The 19,575-nt window shown below is 76.2% G+C and carries 11 protein-coding genes; 5 read left to right on the top strand and 6 right to left on the bottom strand.

Going from position 1 to position 19,575, the window contains the following annotated elements; all coding sequences use genetic code 11:
• The first annotated feature begins 111 nt into the window (after positions 1-111).
• The 3 genes from ACTJIY_RS15315 (at position 112) to ACTJIY_RS15305 (ending at position 4,593) form a co-directional block, all read left to right on the top strand.
• Positions 112-2,169, top strand: a complete 2,058-nt coding sequence (locus ACTJIY_RS15315) for a dynamin family protein (RefSeq protein ID WP_440674582.1) — start codon at positions 112-114, stop codon at positions 2,167-2,169.
• On the top strand, positions 2,166-3,953 hold the full coding sequence (locus ACTJIY_RS15310) for a GTPase (protein WP_440674583.1): 1,788 nt from the start codon (positions 2,166-2,168) through the stop codon (positions 3,951-3,953). Before ACTJIY_RS15315 ends, ACTJIY_RS15310 begins: the two co-directional genes overlap by 4 nt.
• A 142-nt stretch (positions 3,954-4,095) precedes the next feature.
• Positions 4,096-4,593 (top strand): acyl-CoA thioesterase, encoded by a 498-nt coding sequence (locus tag ACTJIY_RS15305; protein WP_440674584.1) that lies wholly within the window; start codon positions 4,096-4,098, stop codon positions 4,591-4,593.
• Between the two features lie 57 nt (positions 4,594-4,650).
• Here the strand turns inward: ACTJIY_RS15305 and ACTJIY_RS15300 are convergent, their stop codons facing one another.
• The 3 genes from ACTJIY_RS15300 to ACTJIY_RS15290 form a co-directional block, all read right to left on the bottom strand.
• Positions 4,651-7,251 carry a glycoside hydrolase family 9 protein gene (locus ACTJIY_RS15300; RefSeq protein WP_440674585.1) on the bottom strand — a complete coding sequence of 867 codons (2,601 nt, stop codon included), beginning with the start codon at positions 7,249-7,251 and terminating at the stop codon, positions 4,651-4,653.
• A gap of 73 nt (positions 7,252-7,324) precedes the next feature.
• Positions 7,325-8,890: an SDR family oxidoreductase gene (locus ACTJIY_RS15295; RefSeq protein WP_440674586.1), complete on the bottom strand. Its 1,566-nt coding sequence runs from the start codon at positions 8,888-8,890 to the stop codon at positions 7,325-7,327.
• Positions 8,887-9,873, bottom strand: coding sequence for a DNA topoisomerase IB (locus ACTJIY_RS15290; protein ID WP_440674587.1), 987 nt, complete (start codon positions 9,871-9,873; stop codon positions 8,887-8,889). Before ACTJIY_RS15290 ends, ACTJIY_RS15295 begins: the two co-directional genes overlap by 4 nt.
• 143 nt (positions 9,874-10,016) lie before the next feature.
• On the opposite strand from ACTJIY_RS15290, the gene ACTJIY_RS15285 reads away from it, so the two are divergent.
• Complete coding sequence (locus ACTJIY_RS15285; protein ID WP_440674589.1) at positions 10,017-11,387, top strand: hypothetical protein; 1,371 nt, start codon at positions 10,017-10,019, stop codon at positions 11,385-11,387.
• A gap of 58 nt (positions 11,388-11,445) precedes the next feature.
• Here ACTJIY_RS15285 and ACTJIY_RS15280 read toward each other — a convergent pair whose 3' ends face one another.
• The 3 genes from ACTJIY_RS15280 to ACTJIY_RS15270 all read right to left on the bottom strand — a co-directional run bounded on the left by ACTJIY_RS15280 (position 11,446) and on the right by ACTJIY_RS15270 (position 16,724).
• Positions 11,446-13,116 (bottom strand): endo-1,4-beta-xylanase, encoded by a 1,671-nt coding sequence (locus ACTJIY_RS15280; RefSeq protein WP_440674590.1) that lies wholly within the window; start codon positions 13,114-13,116, stop codon positions 11,446-11,448.
• An 88-nt stretch (positions 13,117-13,204) separates the two neighbouring features.
• A complete protein-coding gene (locus ACTJIY_RS15275; RefSeq protein ID WP_440674591.1) occupies positions 13,205-15,508 on the bottom strand; it encodes a glycoside hydrolase family 6 protein in 2,304 nt (767 codons plus the stop codon).
• Between the two features lie 109 nt (positions 15,509-15,617).
• Complete coding sequence (locus tag ACTJIY_RS15270) at positions 15,618-16,724, bottom strand: LacI family DNA-binding transcriptional regulator (protein ID WP_440674592.1); 1,107 nt, start codon at positions 16,722-16,724, stop codon at positions 15,618-15,620.
• Positions 16,725-16,873: 149 nt separating this feature from the next.
• Here ACTJIY_RS15270 and ACTJIY_RS15265 point away from each other — a divergent pair, with 149 nt between their 5' ends.
• The gene (locus tag ACTJIY_RS15265; protein WP_440674593.1) at positions 16,874-19,570 is read left to right on the top strand and encodes a substrate-binding domain-containing protein; all 2,697 of its coding nucleotides are present in this window, start codon (positions 16,874-16,876) and stop codon (positions 19,568-19,570) included.
• Positions 19,571-19,575 lie beyond the last annotated feature (5 nt).

The raw sequence follows: 19,575 nt of genomic DNA, 5'->3' as shown, positions 1-19,575 counted from the left end.
ACCCTCGGAGGGCCGATCTGATGCCGGGCGGGTCGACCTCGCGTGCGGAGAGGGTGGGGTCCGACCGTGTCACACCGGGCCTGACCAGCGGCGTTCCGGCAGACTGGCGGGATGACGGCCAGCGGTGACCCCGGAGACGACGTCCGCACGGACGTGGCCGCAGGGGGCGGCGCGGGGCCGGGCGGCGCGGCGACCGGCGGGGCCGTCGCCGCGGGCGCCGCGGCGACGGCGGGGCTGGTCGAGTCCCTGGAGATCCTGCGCGGCCGGCTCGCGGCCGCGCGGCTGCCGCTCGACCTGCCGGGCTCGGCGGCGGCGCGCGAGGACCTCGACCTGGCGGTGCACCAGCTCGACGACTACCTGCTGCCGCGCCTGCGCTCGCACGCCGCGCCGCTGCTCGTCGTCGTCGGCGGGTCCACCGGCGCGGGGAAGTCGACGCTCGTGAACTCGCTGCTGGGCGAGCACGTGTCCGCGCCCGGCGTGCTGCGGCCGACCACCCGCGCTCCCGTCCTCGTGCACCACCCGCTGGACGAGCGCTGGTTCTCCACCGACCGCGTGCTCCCCGGCCTCGCGCGCGTGAGCGAGCACGGGCGGGACCCGGTCGCGCGCGACGCGACCGCCGTGCCCGGCCGGACCGCGGGAACCTCGACCGCGAGCCCGGCCGACCCGACGCGCACGCTCCGGCTCGTCGCGAGCGACGCGCTGCCGCAGGGTCTCGCGCTCGTGGACGCGCCCGACGTCGACTCCGTGGAGACGGCGAACCGCGAGCTCGCGGCCCAGCTCCTCGCCGCGGCGGACCTGTGGCTCTTCGTCACGACGGCCGCGCGCTACGCCGACGCGGTCCCGTGGGACCTCCTGCATCGTGCGGCCGAGCGGCGCGCGCAGGTCGCGATCGTGCTCGACCGGGTCGACCCGGGAGCCGAGGCGGTGGCCGACGACCTCCGCCGCATGATGGACGAGAACGGGCTGGACACCGCGCCGCTGTTCGTCGTGGGGGAGTCCGAGCTGGTCGACGGCTTCCTCCCGGAGCGGTCCGTCGCGGAGGTCGCCTCGTGGCTGTCCGCGCTGGGGGCCGACGGCGCCGCGCGCGACCGGGTCGCGACCGCGACGCGGGACGGCGTCGTGGACGACCTCGTGCGCCGGGCCGTGCTCGTGGCCGGAGCCGCCGACGCCCAGGCGACGTCCGACGTGCGCCTGCGGGCCGTCGTCGGGCGCGCGTACGACGAGGCCGCGGCCACCGTGGACGCCGCCACGAGCGACGGCGCGCTGCTGCGCGGCGAGGTGCTCGCGCGCTGGCAGGACTTCGTCGGGACGAGCGAGCTGTTCCGGTCCGTGGAGCAGGGCGTCGGGCGCGTGCGCGACGCCGTCGCGGCGTTCTTCCGCGGGCGCCCGGCGCAGGCGCCGCAGGTGGAGCAGGCGATCGCGCACGGGCTGGAGGCCGTCGTGCTCGACGCGACGGACGCGGCCGCCGAGCGCGCGTACGGCGGGTGGCGCGCCGACCCGGCGGGCACGGCGCTCCTGGACGGGCTCGACCTCTCGCGCTCGTCGGCGGGCGTGCGGGCGCGGGTCGCGGAGGAGATCCGGGGGTGGCAGTCCGACGTCCTCGACCTCGTGCGCGAGCAGGGTGCGGGCAAGCGCGGGGCGGCACGCGCGCTGTCGTTCGGGATCAACGGGCTCGGGCTGAGCCTCATGGTCGTCGTCTTCGCGTCGACGGGCGGTCTCACCGGCGCGGAGGTCGGCATCGCGGGCGGGACGGCGATCCTCGCGCAGAAGCTCCTCGAGGCCGTGTTCGGCGACGACGCGGTCCGGCGCCTCACCCGGACGGCGCGGGACCGCCTCGCCGAGCGGGTGCGTGCCGTGCTCGACGACGAGGCACGGCGCTACACGGCCCAGCTCGACGCGCTCGGCACCGCGGAGGCGGACGAGACGGCGCGTACCGTGCGCGAGGCCGCGCGCGCGGTCGAGGCGGCGGCGCGGGTCGAGCGCCGTGCGCGCGGGCGGGACCAGGACACGGCCCGACCGACCACCGGGCGGCACGCCGCGCGGCTCCTGCGGGGCGCGGGCCGGCGCGGTGCGGAGGACGACGAGCCTGCGAGCGTGCCCGAGGCCGACGACGAGCCGCGCCGCAGACCCGGGTTCTGGCGACGGCTCCTGGGCGGTGAGCGCGCATGACGATCGACCTCGCGGCGCGCACGACCGCGCTCGAGACCGCCGTCCGCGCGGGCGAGGGGCGCCTCGACGCCGACCTGCTCGCCGACGCGCGCACCGTCGTCGCCCGGGCGCGCGAGCGTGCGGGCCTCTCGGCCGACCACACCGTCGTCGCGCTCGCCGGTGCGACGGGATCGGGCAAGTCGTCGGTCTTCAACGCGCTCGTCGGGGACGAGCTCGCGGCGGTCGGGGTCCAGCGCCCGACGACGTCGCACCCGCTGGCTGCCGTGTGGGGGTCGGGTGGGGCGGGGTACCCGACGGGCGGCGTGGCGCCTGGTGGCACTCCCGGTGCGGCGGGCGCGGGGGCCCTCCTCGACTGGCTCGAGGTGCGGCGCCGGCACGAGATGGGCACGCCCCTCACGTCGGGCGACCCGGACGACGCGCGCGCGGGCGGCGGGCTGCGCGGCCTCCTGCGCGGCCGACGCGCGGGTGACGTCACGAGCGGCCTCGTGCTGCTCGACCTGCCCGACCACGACTCGGTGGTCGTCGAGCACCGCGTGCGCGCGGAGCGCCTCGTCGAGCGCGCGGACCTGCTCGTGTGGGTCGTGGACCCGCAGAAGTACGCGGACGCCGCGCTGCACGAGCGCTACCTGCGCCCGCTCGCGGGGCACGACTCGGTCGTCGTGCTCGTGCTCAACCAGGTCGACCGGCTCTCGCCCGCCGACGCCGACGCGTGCCTCGCGGACCTGCGCCGGCTCGCCGTGGAGGACGGGCTCGGCGACGCGCGCGTCCTCGGGGTCTCCGCGCGCACGGGACAGGGTCTCGACGAGCTCCGGGGTCTGCTCGCGGACGCCGCGGCCCGGCGGCGGGCGGCGAACGACCGGCTCGCGGCCGACGTGCGCGCCGTCGCCCGTCGGGTCGCGGCCGCGTGCGGCGAGCCCGTGCCGGAGCGCGCCGCGCGACGGGCGCGCGACGGGCTCGTCGACGCGCTCGAGGCCGCCGCGGGCGTGCCGACGGTCGTCGCGGCCGTGCGGGGCTCGGCGGTCCGGGACGCGCGCGCGGCGACCGGCTGGCCCGTCACGCGCTGGGTCGGGCGGTTCCGGCCTGACCCCCTGCGCCGCATCGGGCTCCGGACGGGACCCGCTCCCGGCTCGTCCCGGGCGCGCGCGGCGAAGGAGCTGGGAGCGGGCGAGACGGAGCTGCGGCCGGAGCTCGCCCGGACGTCGCTCCCCGCGGTCGGGGCGGCGCTGCGCGCCGGTGCGCAGACCGCCGTGCGCGACTACGCGGCCGAGGCCACCGCGGGGGTGCCGGACGACTGGGCGCTCGCCGTGCGGCGTCGGGCCTCCGAGGGCGCGAGCGACCTCGCCGACGCGCTCGACCAGGCGGTCGCCGGGACGGAGCTCGAGGCGTCGCGCCGCCCGGTGTGGTGGCGCGTCGTCGGCGCGTTGCAGTGGCTCGTGCTCGCGGCGCTCGTGGTGGGGCTGCTGTGGCTCGCCGCGCTGTGGGGGTTCACCTACCTGCGCCTGCCCGAGCCGCCGACGCCCGTGCTCACGCTCGGCGGGCCCGGCGCACCCGAGCTCCCGTGGCCGACCCTGCTCGCGCTCGGCGGCATCGTCGTCGGCATCGTCGTCGCCGTGCTCTCGCGCGCCGCCGCGTCCGTGGGCGGGCGCCGCCGGGCGGCCCGTGCCCGACGCCGCCTGCGCGAGGCCGTCGGCCAGGTCGCCGACCGCATGGTGCGGCTCCCGGTCGGCGAGGAGCTGTCCGCGCTGGCGAGCTGTCGCGCCGCGGCGCTCGTCGCCGCGTCCTGACGCCCCGCCTCCCCGCCGAACACGAGGTTGCTCTCGAAATCGGGCCGAGAACGACAGCGACGTCATGCTCGACGGCGCGGAACGTCGTGGTCGGCGGTCGGAGGAGAATGGTCGCGCCACCCGTCGAACGAGAGGACCCTCCATGACCCGCCTGCACGTCCCCGTCTCCCTGCGGTGGTCCGACCTCGACGCGTACGCGCACGTCAACAACGTCGAAATGTTCCGGCTGCTCGAGGACGCGCGCATCACGGCGTTCTGGACCCACCCGGACGCCGGCGAGGACGCCTGGCCGACGGCGGTCCTGGAGACCGGGCCGGCCGCGACGAGCCACACGCTCGTGGCGCGGCAGGAGATCGAGTACCTGCGCCCCCTCGGCTTCACGCGCACGCCCGTGCGGGTCGAGCTGTGGATCGGGCACCTCGGCGGTGCGAGCCTGGAGGTCTGCTACGAGGTGCACGACGGCGCCGCGCGCTTCGAGCGCACCGGGCCCACCTCGGGCGGCGCCCCCTACGCGAAGGCGGTGACGACGATCGTCGTGGTCGACGCGGCGACGGGGGCGCCCCGCCGCATCACCGAGCCCGAGCGTGCGGCCTGGGAGCCGTTCGTCGAGGACCCGCTGACCTTCCGCCGCCGCAGGTGACCGTCGCTCGCGCCGGGGAGCAGCGTCCCGGCGCGAGCGACGCACCCGGGCGAGGGCTCACCCGACGGTGCACTCCGTCTCGCCCGACCGGCCGACCAGCGTGAACCGTGCAGGCGGCGTGTTCGTCCCGCCGTGCGCGACGTTCGCGCCGACCTCCACGGACGCCCCCGGGGCGAGGCCGCCGTTCCAGGCGGCGGACCGCACGGTGACGTCGGCGCCGGACTGCGTCCAGGTGGCGCTCCAGCCGTTCGTCACGGTCTGCCCGGACGGGAGGGCGAACGCGAGCGCCCACCCGTCGAGCGCCGTCGTGCCCGTGTTCGTGAGCCGGAGGGTCACCGTCCCGCCGGAGCCCCAGTCGCTCGACGACCAGCGGACGGCGCAGGCGCCGGGCGCGGGACCCGTCGACGCGGCCGGGGTCGTGAACGTCGCCGCCGGCCCGGGCGCGGACGCGTTCCCGGCCCGGTCGGTCGCGACGAGGGCGACGCGGTAGGTCGTCTCGGGGGCGAGTCCCGTCAGGGCCAGCGTCGTGCCCGGCGTGGTCGCGACCCGCACGCCGTCGAGCAGGACGTCGTACCCGGAGACGCCGCTGCCCGCGTCCGTGGACGGCGCCCACGCGACGGTCGCCCCGGCCGTGGTGACGGCCGAGACCGTCGGCGCCCCCGGGGTCGACGGCGGCGTGGTGTCCGGCTCGACCGGTCCGGACGACGGCTCGTCGCCCCACAGCAGCTCGTCGCCCTCGTAGAGGGTGATGCGCGCGTTCTTCGCCAGGGCGTCGCCCGTCGCGACCTGCGCGAAGGACCAGTCGTCCGCGGCGTCCCAGACGTCCGCCGTGACGCGGAACTGCACCTCGCGGCGGTGCTGGGACTGGCCGCCGGGGGAGACGACCGAGCCCGAGCAGTCGATCTCGACGAAGTACTGGTCGCCGCCCGCGTGGCCGACGCTCGCCGTCGCGCCGGGGCACTCGGAGTAGTTCGTCGTGGCGCGCAGGGTCGCCGGGTCGGCGCCGTCGTCGAGCGTGAACCAGTACCGCAGGCGCACGTCGTCCAGCACGCGCGCCGGGAACGCCGACCGGTTGCGCAGGACGGCCTTGATCTCCGTGAACGCGGTGCCGGGCTGGTTGAGGCGCGACTCGACGAAGAACTCGTCCTGGTCGGGCGTCTCGGGCTGGGGGAAGTCCGCGAGCGGGGAGCCCCCGTGCTCGGCGACGAGGTAGGCGAGAGCCGACGTGAAGCCTGCGTTGTAGTCCGTGGCGACCTCGTTCGCGACGTAGTCGGAGCGGCTGTCCGTGTAGGCGTCGTCCGGCGCGCCCGGGCCGCCGACGAGCGCGCCGTACAGCACGTGCCGCGTCGCCGCAGGCTCGGCGAGCGAGTCGAGCCACGAGCCGTGCGCGGTGCGGTGGTGCGGGTTCTGCGGCGAGTCCTCGCCGTACCCGACGACGTACGACGCGCCGCGCGGGTTGTCGCCGAGCGCGTAGCCGATCTGGCGCTCGCCGAAGTCCTGGTACGTCTGCGCGCGGGTCGCGTCGCCGCGGCCCCGCAGCCAGTCGCCGTACGTCAGCGCGACGAACGCGGTGTTCGCGGCGTAGCGCAGCGAGCCCCAGGAGTCGAGGAAGGCCTGCCCGCCGGGGGAGTAGCGCACGCGCGCCCCCTGGTACCCGGTGGTCCAGTAGTCGAGCCACCGGTTCGCGTCGTCGACGTACTGCTGCTTGCCCGTCGCCTGCGCGAGCAGCGCGTACGTGCCGTAGGTCTTGTCGTCCCACGCGATCGTCCAGCGGTACGAGGGCGTGCTCGTCTGGTTCTCCCGCGAGAGCCCGGCGTACTCCTGCTCCGCCTTGGCGAGGTACGACGCGTCGCCCGTCGCCTCGTAGAGCCAGTACGCGCCCCACACGAGCTCGTCCTGGTAGCCCGACCACGAGTTGTAGAAGGCGCCCGCGGGCACGCAGTCGGAGTACTTCCCGCGGTACGTGTCGGCGAAGTCGTAGAGCTGCTCGGCGTGCTCGACGAGCTCGGCCGCGTACGCCGGGTCGGAGTCCGCGAAGACGATCGACGACGCGGCCATGGCTGCCGCGGTCTCGCCCGCGACGTCGCTCCCGGGGCACGACGGGTCGACCTTGTACGCGGGGCGGGCCATCTGCATCGCCTCGGCCGGGCCCCACCACGTGTGGTCCGCGTCGCCGTCGCCCACCTGCGCGTAGAGCACGTCCGGCTCGGGGTGGGCCTTGACGAAGTAGTCGTTGACCCAGCGCAGCGAGTCGAGCAGCTCGTCGCGCTGCCCCGACGCCGCGTACCCGTCGGGGCTCGCGATCGCTCCCCAGGCGAGCATCGTCGTGGTGAACGCCATGGGCAGCCCGAACTTCACGTGGTCGCCCGCGTCGTACCAGCCGCCCGTGAGGTCGAGCCCGACGTCGGCGCCGTCGTCGAGCGCGGAGTCGCCGCGCCAGCTCACGCGGAAGTCGTCGGGGAGGTCGCCCGAGCGCTGGGCGTCGTAGAAGAACAGCGACTTCTGGAGGGCCTCGGCGTAGTTCGGCGCGGTGGCGGCAGCGGCGGCCGCTGCCGGGTCCGGGGTCGGATCCGGCGCGGCCGAGGCCGGGGACGCGGCAGCGAGGCTCGCGACGAGCAGGGCGCCCGCGGCGAGGGCCGCGGTGGGTCGTGGGTGCATGGCTGCCTCTCGGTCCGGCTGCGTCCGCGTCGACGCAGGTCGACGCCACTGTCCGGACGCGGCGGAGCCGGGGTCAAGGACGCGCGCGACCCTGAAACGTTTCGCCGGCGCGAGCGGCGCGCTCCGCGGCGGCGGCGACGTTGCGCTGCATCCCGCCGAACACGACGCCGTGGAACGGCTTGACCGCCCACCAGTAGAGCTGGCCCGCGAGGCCGTGCGGGTAGAACAGCGCGCGCTGGGCGAAGTAGGTCCGGCCCGGACCGCTCGCGTCCTCGGGCGAGGGCCCGGGCGCGGCGGGGTCGGTCGCGTCGGGCAGCTCCGCGGCCGCCTCGTCGACGCGCAGCTCGAGCCAGGCGAGCCCCGGCAGGCGCATCTCGGCCCGGAGCAGCAGCCGACGGCCGGGTTCGATCGCCTCGACCCGCCACCAGTCGAGCTCGTCGTCCACGCGCAGGTGCCGCTCGTCGCGCCGACCGCGGCGCAGCCCCGGCCCGCCGACCGCGCGGTCCAGGAGCCCGCGCACGCGCCACGCGAGCGACCACGAGTACCAGCCGCCCTGCCCGCCGATCTCCTCGACGACGCGCCAGAGCACGTCGCGCGGCGCGTCGACGACCGTCCGCCGCTCGTCGACGTACAGCGAGCCGCCGGCCCAGTCGGGGTCGCTCGGCAGCGGGTCCGACGGCGCTCCCGGTACCGAGGCGGACGACCAGCGCGTCGTCACCTCGCCGTCGTGGACGCGCTCCAGGGCCAGCGCGACGGCGCGGTCGAACCCGACGAGGCCCTCGGGCGGGTCGGGCACGTACCGCGCGATGTCGTGCTCGCGGCACACGACCTCGTGCTGGAGCGACTCGACGAGCGGGCGTGCGATGCCCGACGGCACGGGCGTGACGAGACCGACCCACAGGCTCGACAGCCTCGGGGTGAGCACCGGGACGCTGACGATCGCGCGGCGGGGGAGCCCGGCCACCTTCGCGTAGCGCTGCATCATGTCGCGGTACGTGAGGACGTCGGGCCCGCCGACGTCGAACGCGCGTGAGACGTCGGGCGGCATCGTCGCGGACCCGACGAGGTAGCGCAGCACGTCCCGGACCGCGATGGGCTGGATGCGGTTGTCGACCCACCTCGGCGTCGTCATGGCGGGGAGCCGCTCGGTGAGGTAGCGCATCATCTCGAACGACGCGGACCCGGAGCCGAGGATCACCGCCGCCTGGAGGACCGTCGTCGGGACGCCCGAGGCGAGCAGGATCTCGCCGACCTCCTTGCGCGAGGCGAGGTGGCGCGAGAGCGTGCCCTCCGGGACGTCGGGGAACATCCCGCCGAGGTACACGATCCGCCCGACCCCCGCCTCGCGCGCCGCCTGCGCGAACGTCAGCGCGGTGCGGCGGTCGCGCGCCTCGAACGTGCTCCCGGTCCCGAGCGAGTGCACGAGGTAGTACGCGACGTCGGCGCCCTCGAGCGCGGCCCGGATCTGCCCGAGGTCGGCGGCGTCGGCGGCCACCGTCTCGACGTCGTGCACCCACTCGCGCCCCGCGAGCCGCTCGGGGTGCCGTGCGAGCGCGCGCACCTCGAACCCTGCGCGCAGCAGCTCGGGCACGAGCCGCCCGCCCACGTAGCCCGTGACGCCGGTGACCGCGGCCCTCACGAGAGCAGCTCCAGGAGCTCGCGCTCGGCTCGCGCCTGCGACCGCGTGGACCCGATGGTCTCGCCGCGCTCCCACAGGTCGAACAGGCGCGGGTCGATGTACGACGACCGCGCGACGGCGGGCGTGTTCCCCAGCTCCTCCGCGACGTCCTTGACGATTCCCGTGACGACCCGTCGCCGCGCCCGCTCCGAGGCCGGCGCGGCCCCGGCGTCGGCGAGCGCGCGCGCCGCGAGGACGGTGGCGTGCCACGTGCGGAAGTCCTTGGGCGTCGCGTCCTCGCCGAGCCGTTCCTTGATGCCCGCCTGGACGTCGGCGCTCGTGACGTCGTGCCACGCGGCCCGGCCGTCGGGCGCGTCCTCGCGCCACGCGAGCAGCTCGACGCCGCCGCGGCGCCGCTTGAGCGTCGTGACGAGCTCGGCGACCACCGGGTCGTCCACGACGACGTCGCGGACCTGGCCCGACTTCGCGGGGTAGCGGAAGTGCACGCTCCCGTCGCGCCGCACCCGCGCGTGCTCCTTGCGGATCGTCGCCAGGCCGTAGCTGGCGTTCTGCTTCGCGTAGATCTCGCCGCCGGCGCGGAAGTACGCGAGGTCGAGAAGCCGGAACGCCAGGGCGAGCACCTTCTCGCGACCCATGCCGGGCTGCGCGAGCTCGCGCGCGACCCGACGCCGGGCCGCGGGCAGGCGCCGGCCGACGTCGAGCACGTGGTCGTGCTTGCGCCGCGCACGGCGCACCTGCCACTGCTCGTGGTACAGGTACTGGCCGCGACCGGCGACGTCGCGCCCGAACGCCTGGATGTGCCCGTTCGGGTACCGGCAGATCCAGACGTCGGTCCAGGCGGGAGGGACCGCGAGGCGCGTGCACCGCGCGACCTCGTCCTCGTCGGCGAGCGGAGTCCCCTCGACGTCGAGGAACACCCAGGAGTCGCCCTTCGGGCGGCGGGAGTACCCGGGGGAGGTCACGGACACCCGACGCAGTCGCACCCGGTCATGGTGCGGGACGCGACGCCCGCTCGCGCGGCAGGGGCACCGGGGCCGCGCGGCGCATGGGGAGCGGTCCCCATGGCCCGAGCCTCCGGCGGCGCCCCGTCACGGCTAGCGTGGCGGGCGCGGACGAGGGAGGGGACATGACGACGTCGGAGAGCCCGTGGTGGCGGACCCGCAGGGGGCGCGTGCTGGTCGGCGGGGCGGTGGCGCTCGTGCTCGCCGGGGCGCTGACCCTCTGGCTGGTCGCGCGGGGTGGCGCCGATCCGGTCGACGAGCCGGTGAGCACGTCGACCCTCGAGGGCTACCCGACCCGGGGCGGTCTCACCGTGGACGGCGCGCCCTTCGAGGACGTCGAGGCCGCCGCCGACGCCTGGCGGCGCGAGGACGTCGGCGGGCAGGAGGAGCCGCCCGCCGCCGACGAGCCCATCGAGGTGCTGTGGGCCGGGGACGTCCCCGCGGCCGATCTCGCGTTCGAGAGCCGTTACGAGCTCCGCCTCGACGACGCGCCCACCGGCCGCCTCGTCGCGCTCCGCTCGGACGACCACGTCGCGACCTTCCTCGCGCCGGTCGACGCCGAGGGCGAGCGGACCGACGCCTACCGGATCCTCGCGGACAGCGACGAGCAGCGGTGGGCCTCGCGCGCGGCCGTCGAGCTCGACGACGGTCTGCTGCTGCTCGCCGAGTCGCTCGCCCGCGGTGCGGAGCCGGACGGCGTCGAGGTCGTGCATCCCCGGGGCGAGGGCGACGACGCGCCGGTCGTCGTGACCGTTCCGGTCGACGAGGGCCTGCTCGTCGGCCAGCGCGGTGGCGCGATCCGGGCGGCCTCGGTGAGCGCGGTCCCCGACGGCGACGACCCGGGTCTGCTGTTCACCGACGGAGGCGCGGTGACCACGGCCGACCTCGACACGCTGTGGGACCGGCTCCTCGACCCCGCCGCGGGTGCTCCGACCTGGAGCGCGCTCCTCGGCGCGTACCGCGGCACGGAGGAGCGGCGTCGCGCCGACCCGCCGGTCGCCGCGCTCTGGGACGGGGTCGCGCTGCGGGACGGGACGCCCCTGGCGGTCGTCGCGGTCACGACGAGCGCGTGGGACCCCCGGGCGTGGTGGGAGGTCTACGCCTCCCGGCCGGCGCCGGTGCCCGCCGACGGCGAGGAGCCGGGCGACCCCCGGACCGACCGGCTCGGGGGCGGCGAGGTCGCGCCGGGGTCGCCGGCGACGACGCGGATCCCGCCGCTCGTCGCGCAGTGGATCGACGGCGGTCCCGGCGGTGACGCCGAGCCGCGGCCCGAGCTCGTGGTGGTCGGGCCGGGCGAGGTCGTGTCCGTCGAGGTCCTCGCGTCGACGGACGGCAAGCGCGTCGAGGGGTCGACGCTCACGTGGCCGCGCCCCGACCCGGCGACCTGGGCCCGCGAGGGCGCCGACCTCGAGCGGGTGGCACCCACCGACGAGCCCCCGGTGGTCGTGGTGGGGCGCACCGCGGACGGCACCCCCGTCCCCGTCCTCGAGGACTGATCCCGCGCGAGCGCCGCCCGGGGCGGCCCCTGCACGCCCCGGACGGCGCCCGCCTCGCTCAGGCGACCTCGCAGGCGGCACCGTCGAGCGTGAAGGAGGTCGGCTCGGTGTTGATCCCGGAGTGGGCGCCGTTGAAGCCGATGTCCACGCTCGCGCCCGCGCCGAGCGTGGTGTTCCACGGCGCCGGGGTGACGGTGACGGTCGAGCCCTGCTGCGCGTACTGCGCCGACCAGCCCTGCTGGACGGTCTGCCCGTCCGGGAACGCGAACCTCAGGGTCCAGCCGTGCAGCGCGGTCGTCGAGTCGTTGGTGATCCGGATCGAGCCGGTGAAGCCCGTGTTCCAGGAGCTCGCCGTGTAGGCGACGGTGCAGGTCCCGGTGGGCTCGCCGCCACCCTCCTCGGTCTCGCCGGTCACGGTGCCGGACGTGGCCGAGAGGTTGCCCGCCGCGTCGACCGCGCGCACCGCGTAGACGTGCGCGGTGCCCGCGGTGAGGCCGGTGTCGGTGAACGACGTCGCGGCGACCTCGGCGACCTGGGTCCCGTCGCGGAACACGCGGTACCCCGCGACGCCGACGTCGTCGGTGGAGGGGTTCCACGCGAGCGAGATCGAGGAGGTCGTGGTGCCGGTGACCCGCAGCCCGGTCGGGGCCGACGGCGCCTGCTCGTCGCCGCCCGGTCCGTCGTCCCGTGCGCCGAGGACCTCGGCGATCGCCGCGTACGCGGGCTTGGGCGCGTACGCGTCGTCCCAGACGAGCGCGGCGCCCTGCCCCGGGAACACGCCCGGGATCCACGAGTACCTGTCGGTGATGCCCCACAGCGTGACGCCCGTGCAGCGGTCGACGTCGAGGCAGGCCTGGAAGACCTTCGCGTAGTCCGACGCCTGCTGCGCCAGCTTCTGCGCGTCGGCGGGAGTGTTCATGCGGATGTCGAGCTCGGTGATGCGCACGTCCACGCCGAGGTCGGCGAACCGCCGGAGGTTCTGGGTCAGGGTCGACGGGACCTGGCCCACGATCAGGTGCGCCTGGAACCCGACGCAGTCGATCGGCACACCGCGGGCCTTGAAGTCGGCGACGAGGTCGTAGATCGCCGTGCTCTTCGCGTTGATCCCGTCGGTGCTGTAGTCGTTGAGGCACAGGTCCGCGTCCGGGTCGGCCGCCCGTGCGGCGCGGAAGGCGTCCTCGATGTAGCCGTCTCCGAGGCGCTGCTGGAAGACGCTCTGCCGGCGGGAGCCGTCGTCCTCGAACGCCTCGTTGACGACGTCCCACGCCTCGACGTCGCCGGCGAAGTGCCCGGCGACGGCGCTGACGTGGTCCGTCATGGCGGTGCGCAGCTCCGTGCCCGTCAGGCCCTGGACCCAGCCGGGGAGCTGTTGGTGCCACACGAGCGTGTGGCCGTAGAGGTCCGCGCCCTGCGCGGCCGCGTAGCTCGCGACCTGGTCCGCGGCCCCCCAGGAGAACGAGCCCCGGGCGGGTTCGGTCGCGTCCCACTTCATCGCGTTCTCCCCGACGACGAGCGAGAACTCGCGGTCGGCGACCGCCCGGTAGCCGCTCTCCGAGAGGCGGCCGGGGTCGAGCGCGAAGCCGACGGTCTTGCCGTGCCTCGCGGCGGCGTCGCCGAGCGGCTCGGTGGCGGCGGTCGCGGTCGTGGCGACCGGGAGGACGGTCGCGGCGACGAGCGCCGTGGTCGCGAGCGTCGTCGCGAGAGGTCGTCTCCAGATGGTCCTGCTCATGGGTGCACCCTTCGGGTCGATATCGATATCGAACGTCGCACAGGACCGGCGGTCGAGGCGTGGGGCCCCGACCGCCGGTCGTCTCAGGTCAGCCGACGGTGCAGGACGCGCCGTTCAACGTGAAGGCCGTCGGCTCGTCGTTGGTCCCCGAGTGGGAGCCGTTGAAGCCGATCTCGACGCTCGCGCCCGCGCCCAGCGTGGTGTTCCACGCCGCCGGGGTCACGGTCACCGTCGAGCCGGTCTGCGCGTACTGCGCGGACCAGCCCTGGGTGATGCTCTGACCGTCCGGGAAGTCGAAGGTCAGGGTCCAGCTCTGCAGCGCCTGGGCCGAGTCGTTCGTGAGCCGGATCGAGCCGGTGAAGCCCGTGTTCCAGGAGCTCGCCGAGTAGACGACGGTGCAGGCCCCGGCGGGCTGGCCGCCGTCCTCGTCCGTCTCGCCGGTCACGGTGCCGGACGTGGCCGAGAGGTTGCCCGCCGCGTCGACCGCGCGCACCGCGTAGACGTGCGCCGTGCCCGCGGCGAGGCCGGTGTCGGTGAACGACGTCGCCGAGACCTCGGCGACCTGGGTCCCGTCGCGGAACACGCGGTAGCCGGTCACGCCGGTGTCGTCGGTGGACGCGTTCCACGCGAGCGCGACCGTGGACGTCGTGGTTCCGGTGACCCGCAGCCCGGTCGGGGCGGACGGCGGCTGGTCGTCACCGCCCGAGCCGTCGTCCTCGTCCGTGGTCACGGTGAGCGGCGCGGACGCGGCGGAGACGTTGCCCGCGGCGTCACGCGCCCGGACCGTCACGGCGTAGGACGTGCCCGCCTCGAGACCGGTGACGGTGAACGAGGTCGTGGAGGTCGTGCCCACGGCCGCGCCGTCGACGAGCACGGTGTATCCCGTGACGCCGCGGTCGTCGGTGGACGCGGTCCAGCTCACGCTCGCCGACGTGGTCGTGGTCGCGCCCGCCGTGAGGCCCGTCGGCACCGACGGCGCGGTGGTGTCCGCAGGGCCGCCGGTCCCGTCGCCCTCGATGGCCGGGTAGGCGTTCTCGACGAGCATCCGGAACTGGGACTCGAACCACTGGCCCGCGAGCGGGGCGTCGGGCAGGGCGCCGGTGAGCTGGTTGGAGAGCTTCGGCGAGACGAACGTCGGGTCGCACATGCGGTCGAACCGCTTGCCCTGGTCGTTCGGGATGTCGGACGACGCGCCGTCGGACTCGCCCGGAGGCTTGACCCACACGTACGCGTGCAGGTGCGACTCGGGGAAGCCCGCGGGCGAGGCCTGCGGGCGCTCGCCGATCCCGGCGCCGGCCGGGTTGCACCAGGCGCCACGGTGGATCCGTCGGTCGACGCGCGACTCGTCCACGTAGGTGTTGAGGTTCGTCGACGTGCTCACCGCCGTCGGGCGGTCGGCGCCGCCCCAGCCGTTGCGCGAGGTGTCGATGAGCATGCCGATCGACGTCGGGAAGCCCTCCGCCACGAGCAGGTCGTAGAGGTGCGCGGTCCAGTCGGCCTCGTCGAAGTCGGCGTTCCACTCGTAGAAGCTCGCCGAGCGCACGGGCGTGCTGCCGAGCTGGACGTCCTCGAGGAACGGCTCGTGCAGCGGCGTGGAGTTGGCCGTGTTCGTGACGAAGCCCGCGACCGACGCGTAACCCGCCTCCGTCGACAGCACGACCTCCTTGAAGAGCTTCGCCGCCGGGCCCCCGTTGCTCGGCCAGCCGAGCCAGCCCGCGTGCGCCGCGTCGATGTAGGAGTAGACGTTGCCGACGGCGTGGAGAGCGTCCAGCGCGTACGCCACGCCCTCGCGGTAGTACGGCGCGGACGCCTGGCAGTCGGGCGTGCTGATGTTGGTGACGAGGTTCGGCAGCGAGTCCGGCTCGATCGTCGCGACGACGCGCAGGTCCTCGTAGGCCGGGTCGTCGAGGATGTCGGCGATGACGTCGATGTACTCGGTCTTGTACCGCGCCATGTCCGTGGCGTTCGGCTTGAGCTCGCCGTTGGACGCGAGCGCGTAGCAGTCGCGACCGGGCAGGTCGTAGATCACGAGGTTGAAGACCATCGGCACGCCGGGCTGCTTCTGCTCGATCGCGGCGTCGAGGTGGTGCCGCAGGCCCGGGCCGTCGGCGTTGCCCTCGATCGCGCTGATGCGGTCCATCCAGACCGCGGTGGGCTCGTCGGCGATCGCCCGCATGCGGGACCCGAGGTCGCCGCCGGCGCGGTCGGCGGCGGCCTCGACGTTGGCGGACCAGAAGTCGTTGACGTACTGCGTGGCACCGGCGAACGGGTTGCTCACGCGTGGCTCGGCGGCGTTCGCCGGCGCGGCGGTCGCGACCAGCGGGGCGGCGAGCAGCGCGAGCGACGCGGCGACGGCCGCGCCCCTGCGCGGTCGGCTGGATCGGGATGGCACGTGGTCCTCCAAGGGTCCGGGAGCGCGGACGGGTCCGCGCACCGGGCGGCTCTGCCCGGCGGGGACAACGTGACGAACGAGGGCGGTCGTCGGCTACCGCCTGAAACGTTTAGGCGCTCCGGGGTGGCGCCGTCGTGCCCCGCAGGAGGAGGCGGGCGGCGGGGCGCTCGCGGTCGACGACCGGACGGGTCGCGGCCGGGTCGGCGTCGGGGCGCGCGACCGGGCGTCCGAGGCCCAGGCGCGCGACCACGACGTCGGCGACGTGCGCACCGAGCCGCTCGAACGGCCGGTGCACGGCGGTGAGCGCGGGGGCGACGAGCCGGCACGTCGCGGAGTCCTCGCCGGACAGCACCGACAGGTCCCACGGCACCTCGAGCCCCTGGCTCCGGCCCGCCTCGAGCACGGCGAGCGCGGTGACGTCCGTGTCGGTGAGCACGGCGGTGGGGCGCGCGTCGTGCGCCACCAGCCGCGCCGCACGCGTGCGGGTCTCCTCCCACGTGCGGCACTCGACGACGTCGACCCGGGTCTCCGGGCCGCCCGCGTCGCGCGCCGCCGCGACCACGGCGCGGGCCTGCTCGTCCTGCGCGTCCGAGACGAGGACCGCGATCCGGCGGTGGCCGAGCTCGACGAGGTAGCGGGCCGCGCGCGCGTCCGCGTCGCCCGCGAACCAGGTCCGCGCGCCCGGCGCGTCGGCGTCGGCCGGGCCGGGAGCGACCTGGACGAGCGGGATCGAGGCCTCGCGGGCTACCCGGACCCGCGGGTCGCGCGCGTGGGCGTCGACCACGACGTACGCCGCGTGCCGCCGCTCGGACCAGCCCGTCTCGAGCTCCCGGGCACCCTCGTCGCGGTCGCCCGTGACCTCGATGCCGAGGGCGAGGTCGTGCTCCGCGAGGACGGTGCGCATGCCCGCGGCGAGCGCGAGGGCGCGGGTCGGTCCGGCGGCTCCCTCGGTCGCGTGCACGACCTGGAGCGCCACGCTGCGCGCGCTCGTGCGCAGCGAGCGGGCGGCCACGCTCGGCCGCCAACCGAGGTCGGCAGCGGTGCGCAGGACGTGCCGGCGGGTGCGCTCGGACACTCCGGGGCGGCCGTTGAGGGCGTAGGAGACGACGGCGATCGACACCCCTGCCGCGCGCGCGACGTCGGTGATCGTGGTGCGCCGTGCACCCGGGTCGGCGCCGCGGTGCGAGGCCGGGTGTGCGGACGAGTTGGTGGTCACGCTCCCACACTGTGCCCGGTTTGGGTGCATGATGCCTACCAGGACTCGGTGACGATGACGTGACGAGGACGGTGACGAGGATGTCGACGGACGCGACGAGGCGCCCGAGACAGGCGGGGGAGCACCTGACGTTCGGTGTGCTGTGCCCCGTGGTCGGAGGGTTCTACTTCGGGAGGTCCCTGGCGGGGATCGCCCGGGTCCTGCGGGCGCACGGGCACCGGGTGGTCGCTCTCCAGACCTACCCGGCGGACCTCGACCGCGACGAGTTCCCGGGCCCACCGGGCCGCAGGCCCCTGCTCGGGCGCTCGTCGTTCGACGGGTTCGTCGTGATGACCACGGCGCTCGCGGACGCCGAGCTGCGCGAGCTCGACGCGTCGGGCGTCCCGCTGGTGCTCCTGGGGGTGCGCGCGGACGGGCTGCGCGCGCCGGCGGTGTCGCCCGACAACGCCGGAGGCGTGCGCGCCGCCGTCGACCACCTCGTGGAGCACGGCCACACCCGCATCGGCTTCGTCGGCAACACCGAGCAGCGCGACACGCTCGAGCGCTACGACGCGTACCGCGCGGCGCTGGCCGCGCACGACCTGGCCTTCTCGCCCTCGTGGGTCTACCGCACGCGCGACAACCAGGAGGCGAGCGCCGAGGCCGCCGCGCGGCGGCTCGCCTCCCGGGGCCTGCCGACGACGGCGACGCTCGCCGCGACCGACCGCAACGCGATCGGCTTCATGCGGGGCCTGCAGGCCAGCGGGTTCGAGCTGCCCGCGGAGCAGGCCGTGGTGGGGTTCGACCACGCCGACTCGGGAGCGCGGTCGCGGCCCCGGCTGTCGACCGTCGACCCGCTGCACGACCAGGTCGGCGAGCGGGTCGCCGAGCTGCTCGTCGCGCGGGCGCGCGGGGAGAACGTCGGCCGGGAGCACCGGCTGGGTCGGGCGGCCCTGATCCGGCGCGAGTCGTGCGGGTGCCTGGAGGGCACGCAGGGCGAGCTCATCGGCGCTCCGGCCGCGCGGGCCGCCCTGGCGGCGCCCGCGGACCCGGCCCGGCCCCTCGACGAGGTGGCCCGGGTGGTCTTCGCGTCCGTCCTGGAGCGGTCCGACGTGCGCGGGGTCCTGCGGCGGCGCGGGTCGGACGGCGGCCAGCGCCCGGCCCCGGTCGACGCCTGGCTCCTGGTGCTGCGGCACCTGCTCCGGGGGGCCGCCGACACGGGCGTGGTCCCGCCGGCGGCGGCCCTGCGCTCGCTCGCGGACCGCACCGCGGCGCTGCGCCCGTCGCAGGAGGCGCTCGAGCAGATCGTGCCGGCGCTGGAGGCCGAGGTCGCCGCGCTCGTGCGGGACGTGCGACGGCGTCGCCCGGGGGCGCGCGCGTCCCAGCTCGGTCGGACGGTGCTGTCGCGCGGGGCCCACCGAGACCTCCCGGCGGGCTCCGCGGTCGCGCGGGCCGACGCCGTCCGGGCGACCGCGGCCGAGGTGGTGGTCGCCGTCGCCCGCGGGTGCGCGCACGGGGCCGTGGCGCGCACGGGCCGGCTCGAGCAGGACCTGGTGGACCTCTACGAGGTCGACCTGGGCCTGCTGCGCGGCGACGGCGAGGGCCTGCGGCGCCTCGACTGGCTGCCGCGCGGGGTGGGCGGCACGGCGGCGCTCGCGCTGTGGGAGGACCTCGACGGCGACCCGGGGCGCCGCGTGCTGCGGGTCGTGGGTGCGCGCGGCGGGGGGACGGCCGTGGAGCGGCTCGTGGGGTCGGTCCTCCCGACCGCGCAGTTCCCTCCCCGCGAGCTCCTCGACCCGCGCTCGCTCACGGTCGTCGCGCCGGTCGCGTTCGGTCGCTCCGACTGGGGGTTCCTCGTGGTGGGCGGCCTCGTGGACACGCGCACGACGAGCACCCGTGAGCGGTACAACCACTGGGCGGCCATGCTCGCCGTCGCGCTGGACCGCGAGGCCCTGGTCACGTCGCTGCAGGAGCAGCGGCACGCGCTCGCGGACTCGGCCGAGCGCGTGCGCGAGCTGGCGCTCGAGGTCGAGGCGGGCGCCGAGCGCGCCGCGCTCGTGTCCATCGCGTCCCACGACGGCACGTGGGACTGGGACGTCGAGACGGGCACCGTGCGCTGGTCGCCGGCGTGGGCGCGCATCGTCGGCTGCGACGTGGCCGACCTCAGGGACGACCCCGAGGAGTGGCTCGGCCGCGTGCACCCGGACGACCGGCAGGCGGTGCACGCCGCCGTCGCCGCGCAGCTCGCGGGCACGACCGAGCCCCTCGACGTCGAGCACCGGCTGCGGTGCGCCGACGGCGAGCACGTGCGGGTCCGGTGCCGTGCGGTGACCGTGCACGACGCCGGCGGGCGCCCGGCTCGCATGGTCGGCGCGCTCGCCGTGCTGTCCGACGTCGAGCGCTACCGCAGCGAGCTGCGCGAGCGGGCGCTCGTCGACCCCGACTCGGGCGTGCTGCACCGCACCCTCTTCGTCGACCGGCTCGAGCAGGCGATCGCACGCGGCGCGCGGGTCCCGGGGTACGGCGCGCACGTGCTCGCCGTCGGGCTCGACACGCCGCCGACGGTCCCCGCGCTGCACCGGCTCGGCGGCGTGCTGGGCGCGGCGGGCTCGCTGTGCGCGCTGGCGCCGACGGACCTCGTCGTGCTCCTCGACGGCGTGTCCGACGACGCCGCGCGCCACGCGGCGGTGCGTGCGGCCGGGGCGTGCGGGTCGGCCGTCGTCGAGCACCTGGGGGACGTCACGGGGGCGCCGGACGCGCTCGAGGTGCTGCGGCGCGCCGGGGTGGCGCTCGCGCGTCGGCGGGCGCGCGCGCACGGCGCGGTCGTCCCGTGGTCGGCACAGGCCGAAACGTTTCGTGCGTTGTGAGAGCC

Source organism: Cellulosimicrobium sp. 22598 (assembly GCF_052044445.1).
Taxonomy (GTDB): Bacteria; Actinomycetota; Actinomycetes; order Actinomycetales; family Cellulomonadaceae; genus Cellulosimicrobium; species Cellulosimicrobium cellulans_G.
Note: the sequence above shows the minus strand (reverse complement) of the source record. Positions and strands in the feature narration are given on the sequence as shown.

Excerpts from the sequence above, each read along its gene's own strand:
- ACTJIY_RS15305 (WP_440674584.1), top strand. The coding sequence starts at position 4,096 with ATGACCCGCCTGCACGTCCCCGTCTCCCTGCGGTGGTCCGACCTCGAC.
- ACTJIY_RS15280 (WP_440674590.1), bottom strand. The coding sequence starts at position 13,116 with ATGAGCAGGACCATCTGGAGACGACCTCTCGCGACGACGCTCGCGACC.
- ACTJIY_RS15285 (WP_440674589.1), top strand. The coding sequence starts at position 10,017 with ATGACGACGTCGGAGAGCCCGTGGTGGCGGACCCGCAGGGGGCGCGTG.
- ACTJIY_RS15300 (WP_440674585.1), bottom strand. The coding sequence starts at position 7,251 with ATGCACCCACGACCCACCGCGGCCCTCGCCGCGGGCGCCCTGCTCGTC.
- ACTJIY_RS15315 (WP_440674582.1), top strand. The coding sequence starts at position 112 with ATGACGGCCAGCGGTGACCCCGGAGACGACGTCCGCACGGACGTGGCC.
- ACTJIY_RS15310 (WP_440674583.1), top strand. The coding sequence starts at position 2,166 with ATGACGATCGACCTCGCGGCGCGCACGACCGCGCTCGAGACCGCCGTC.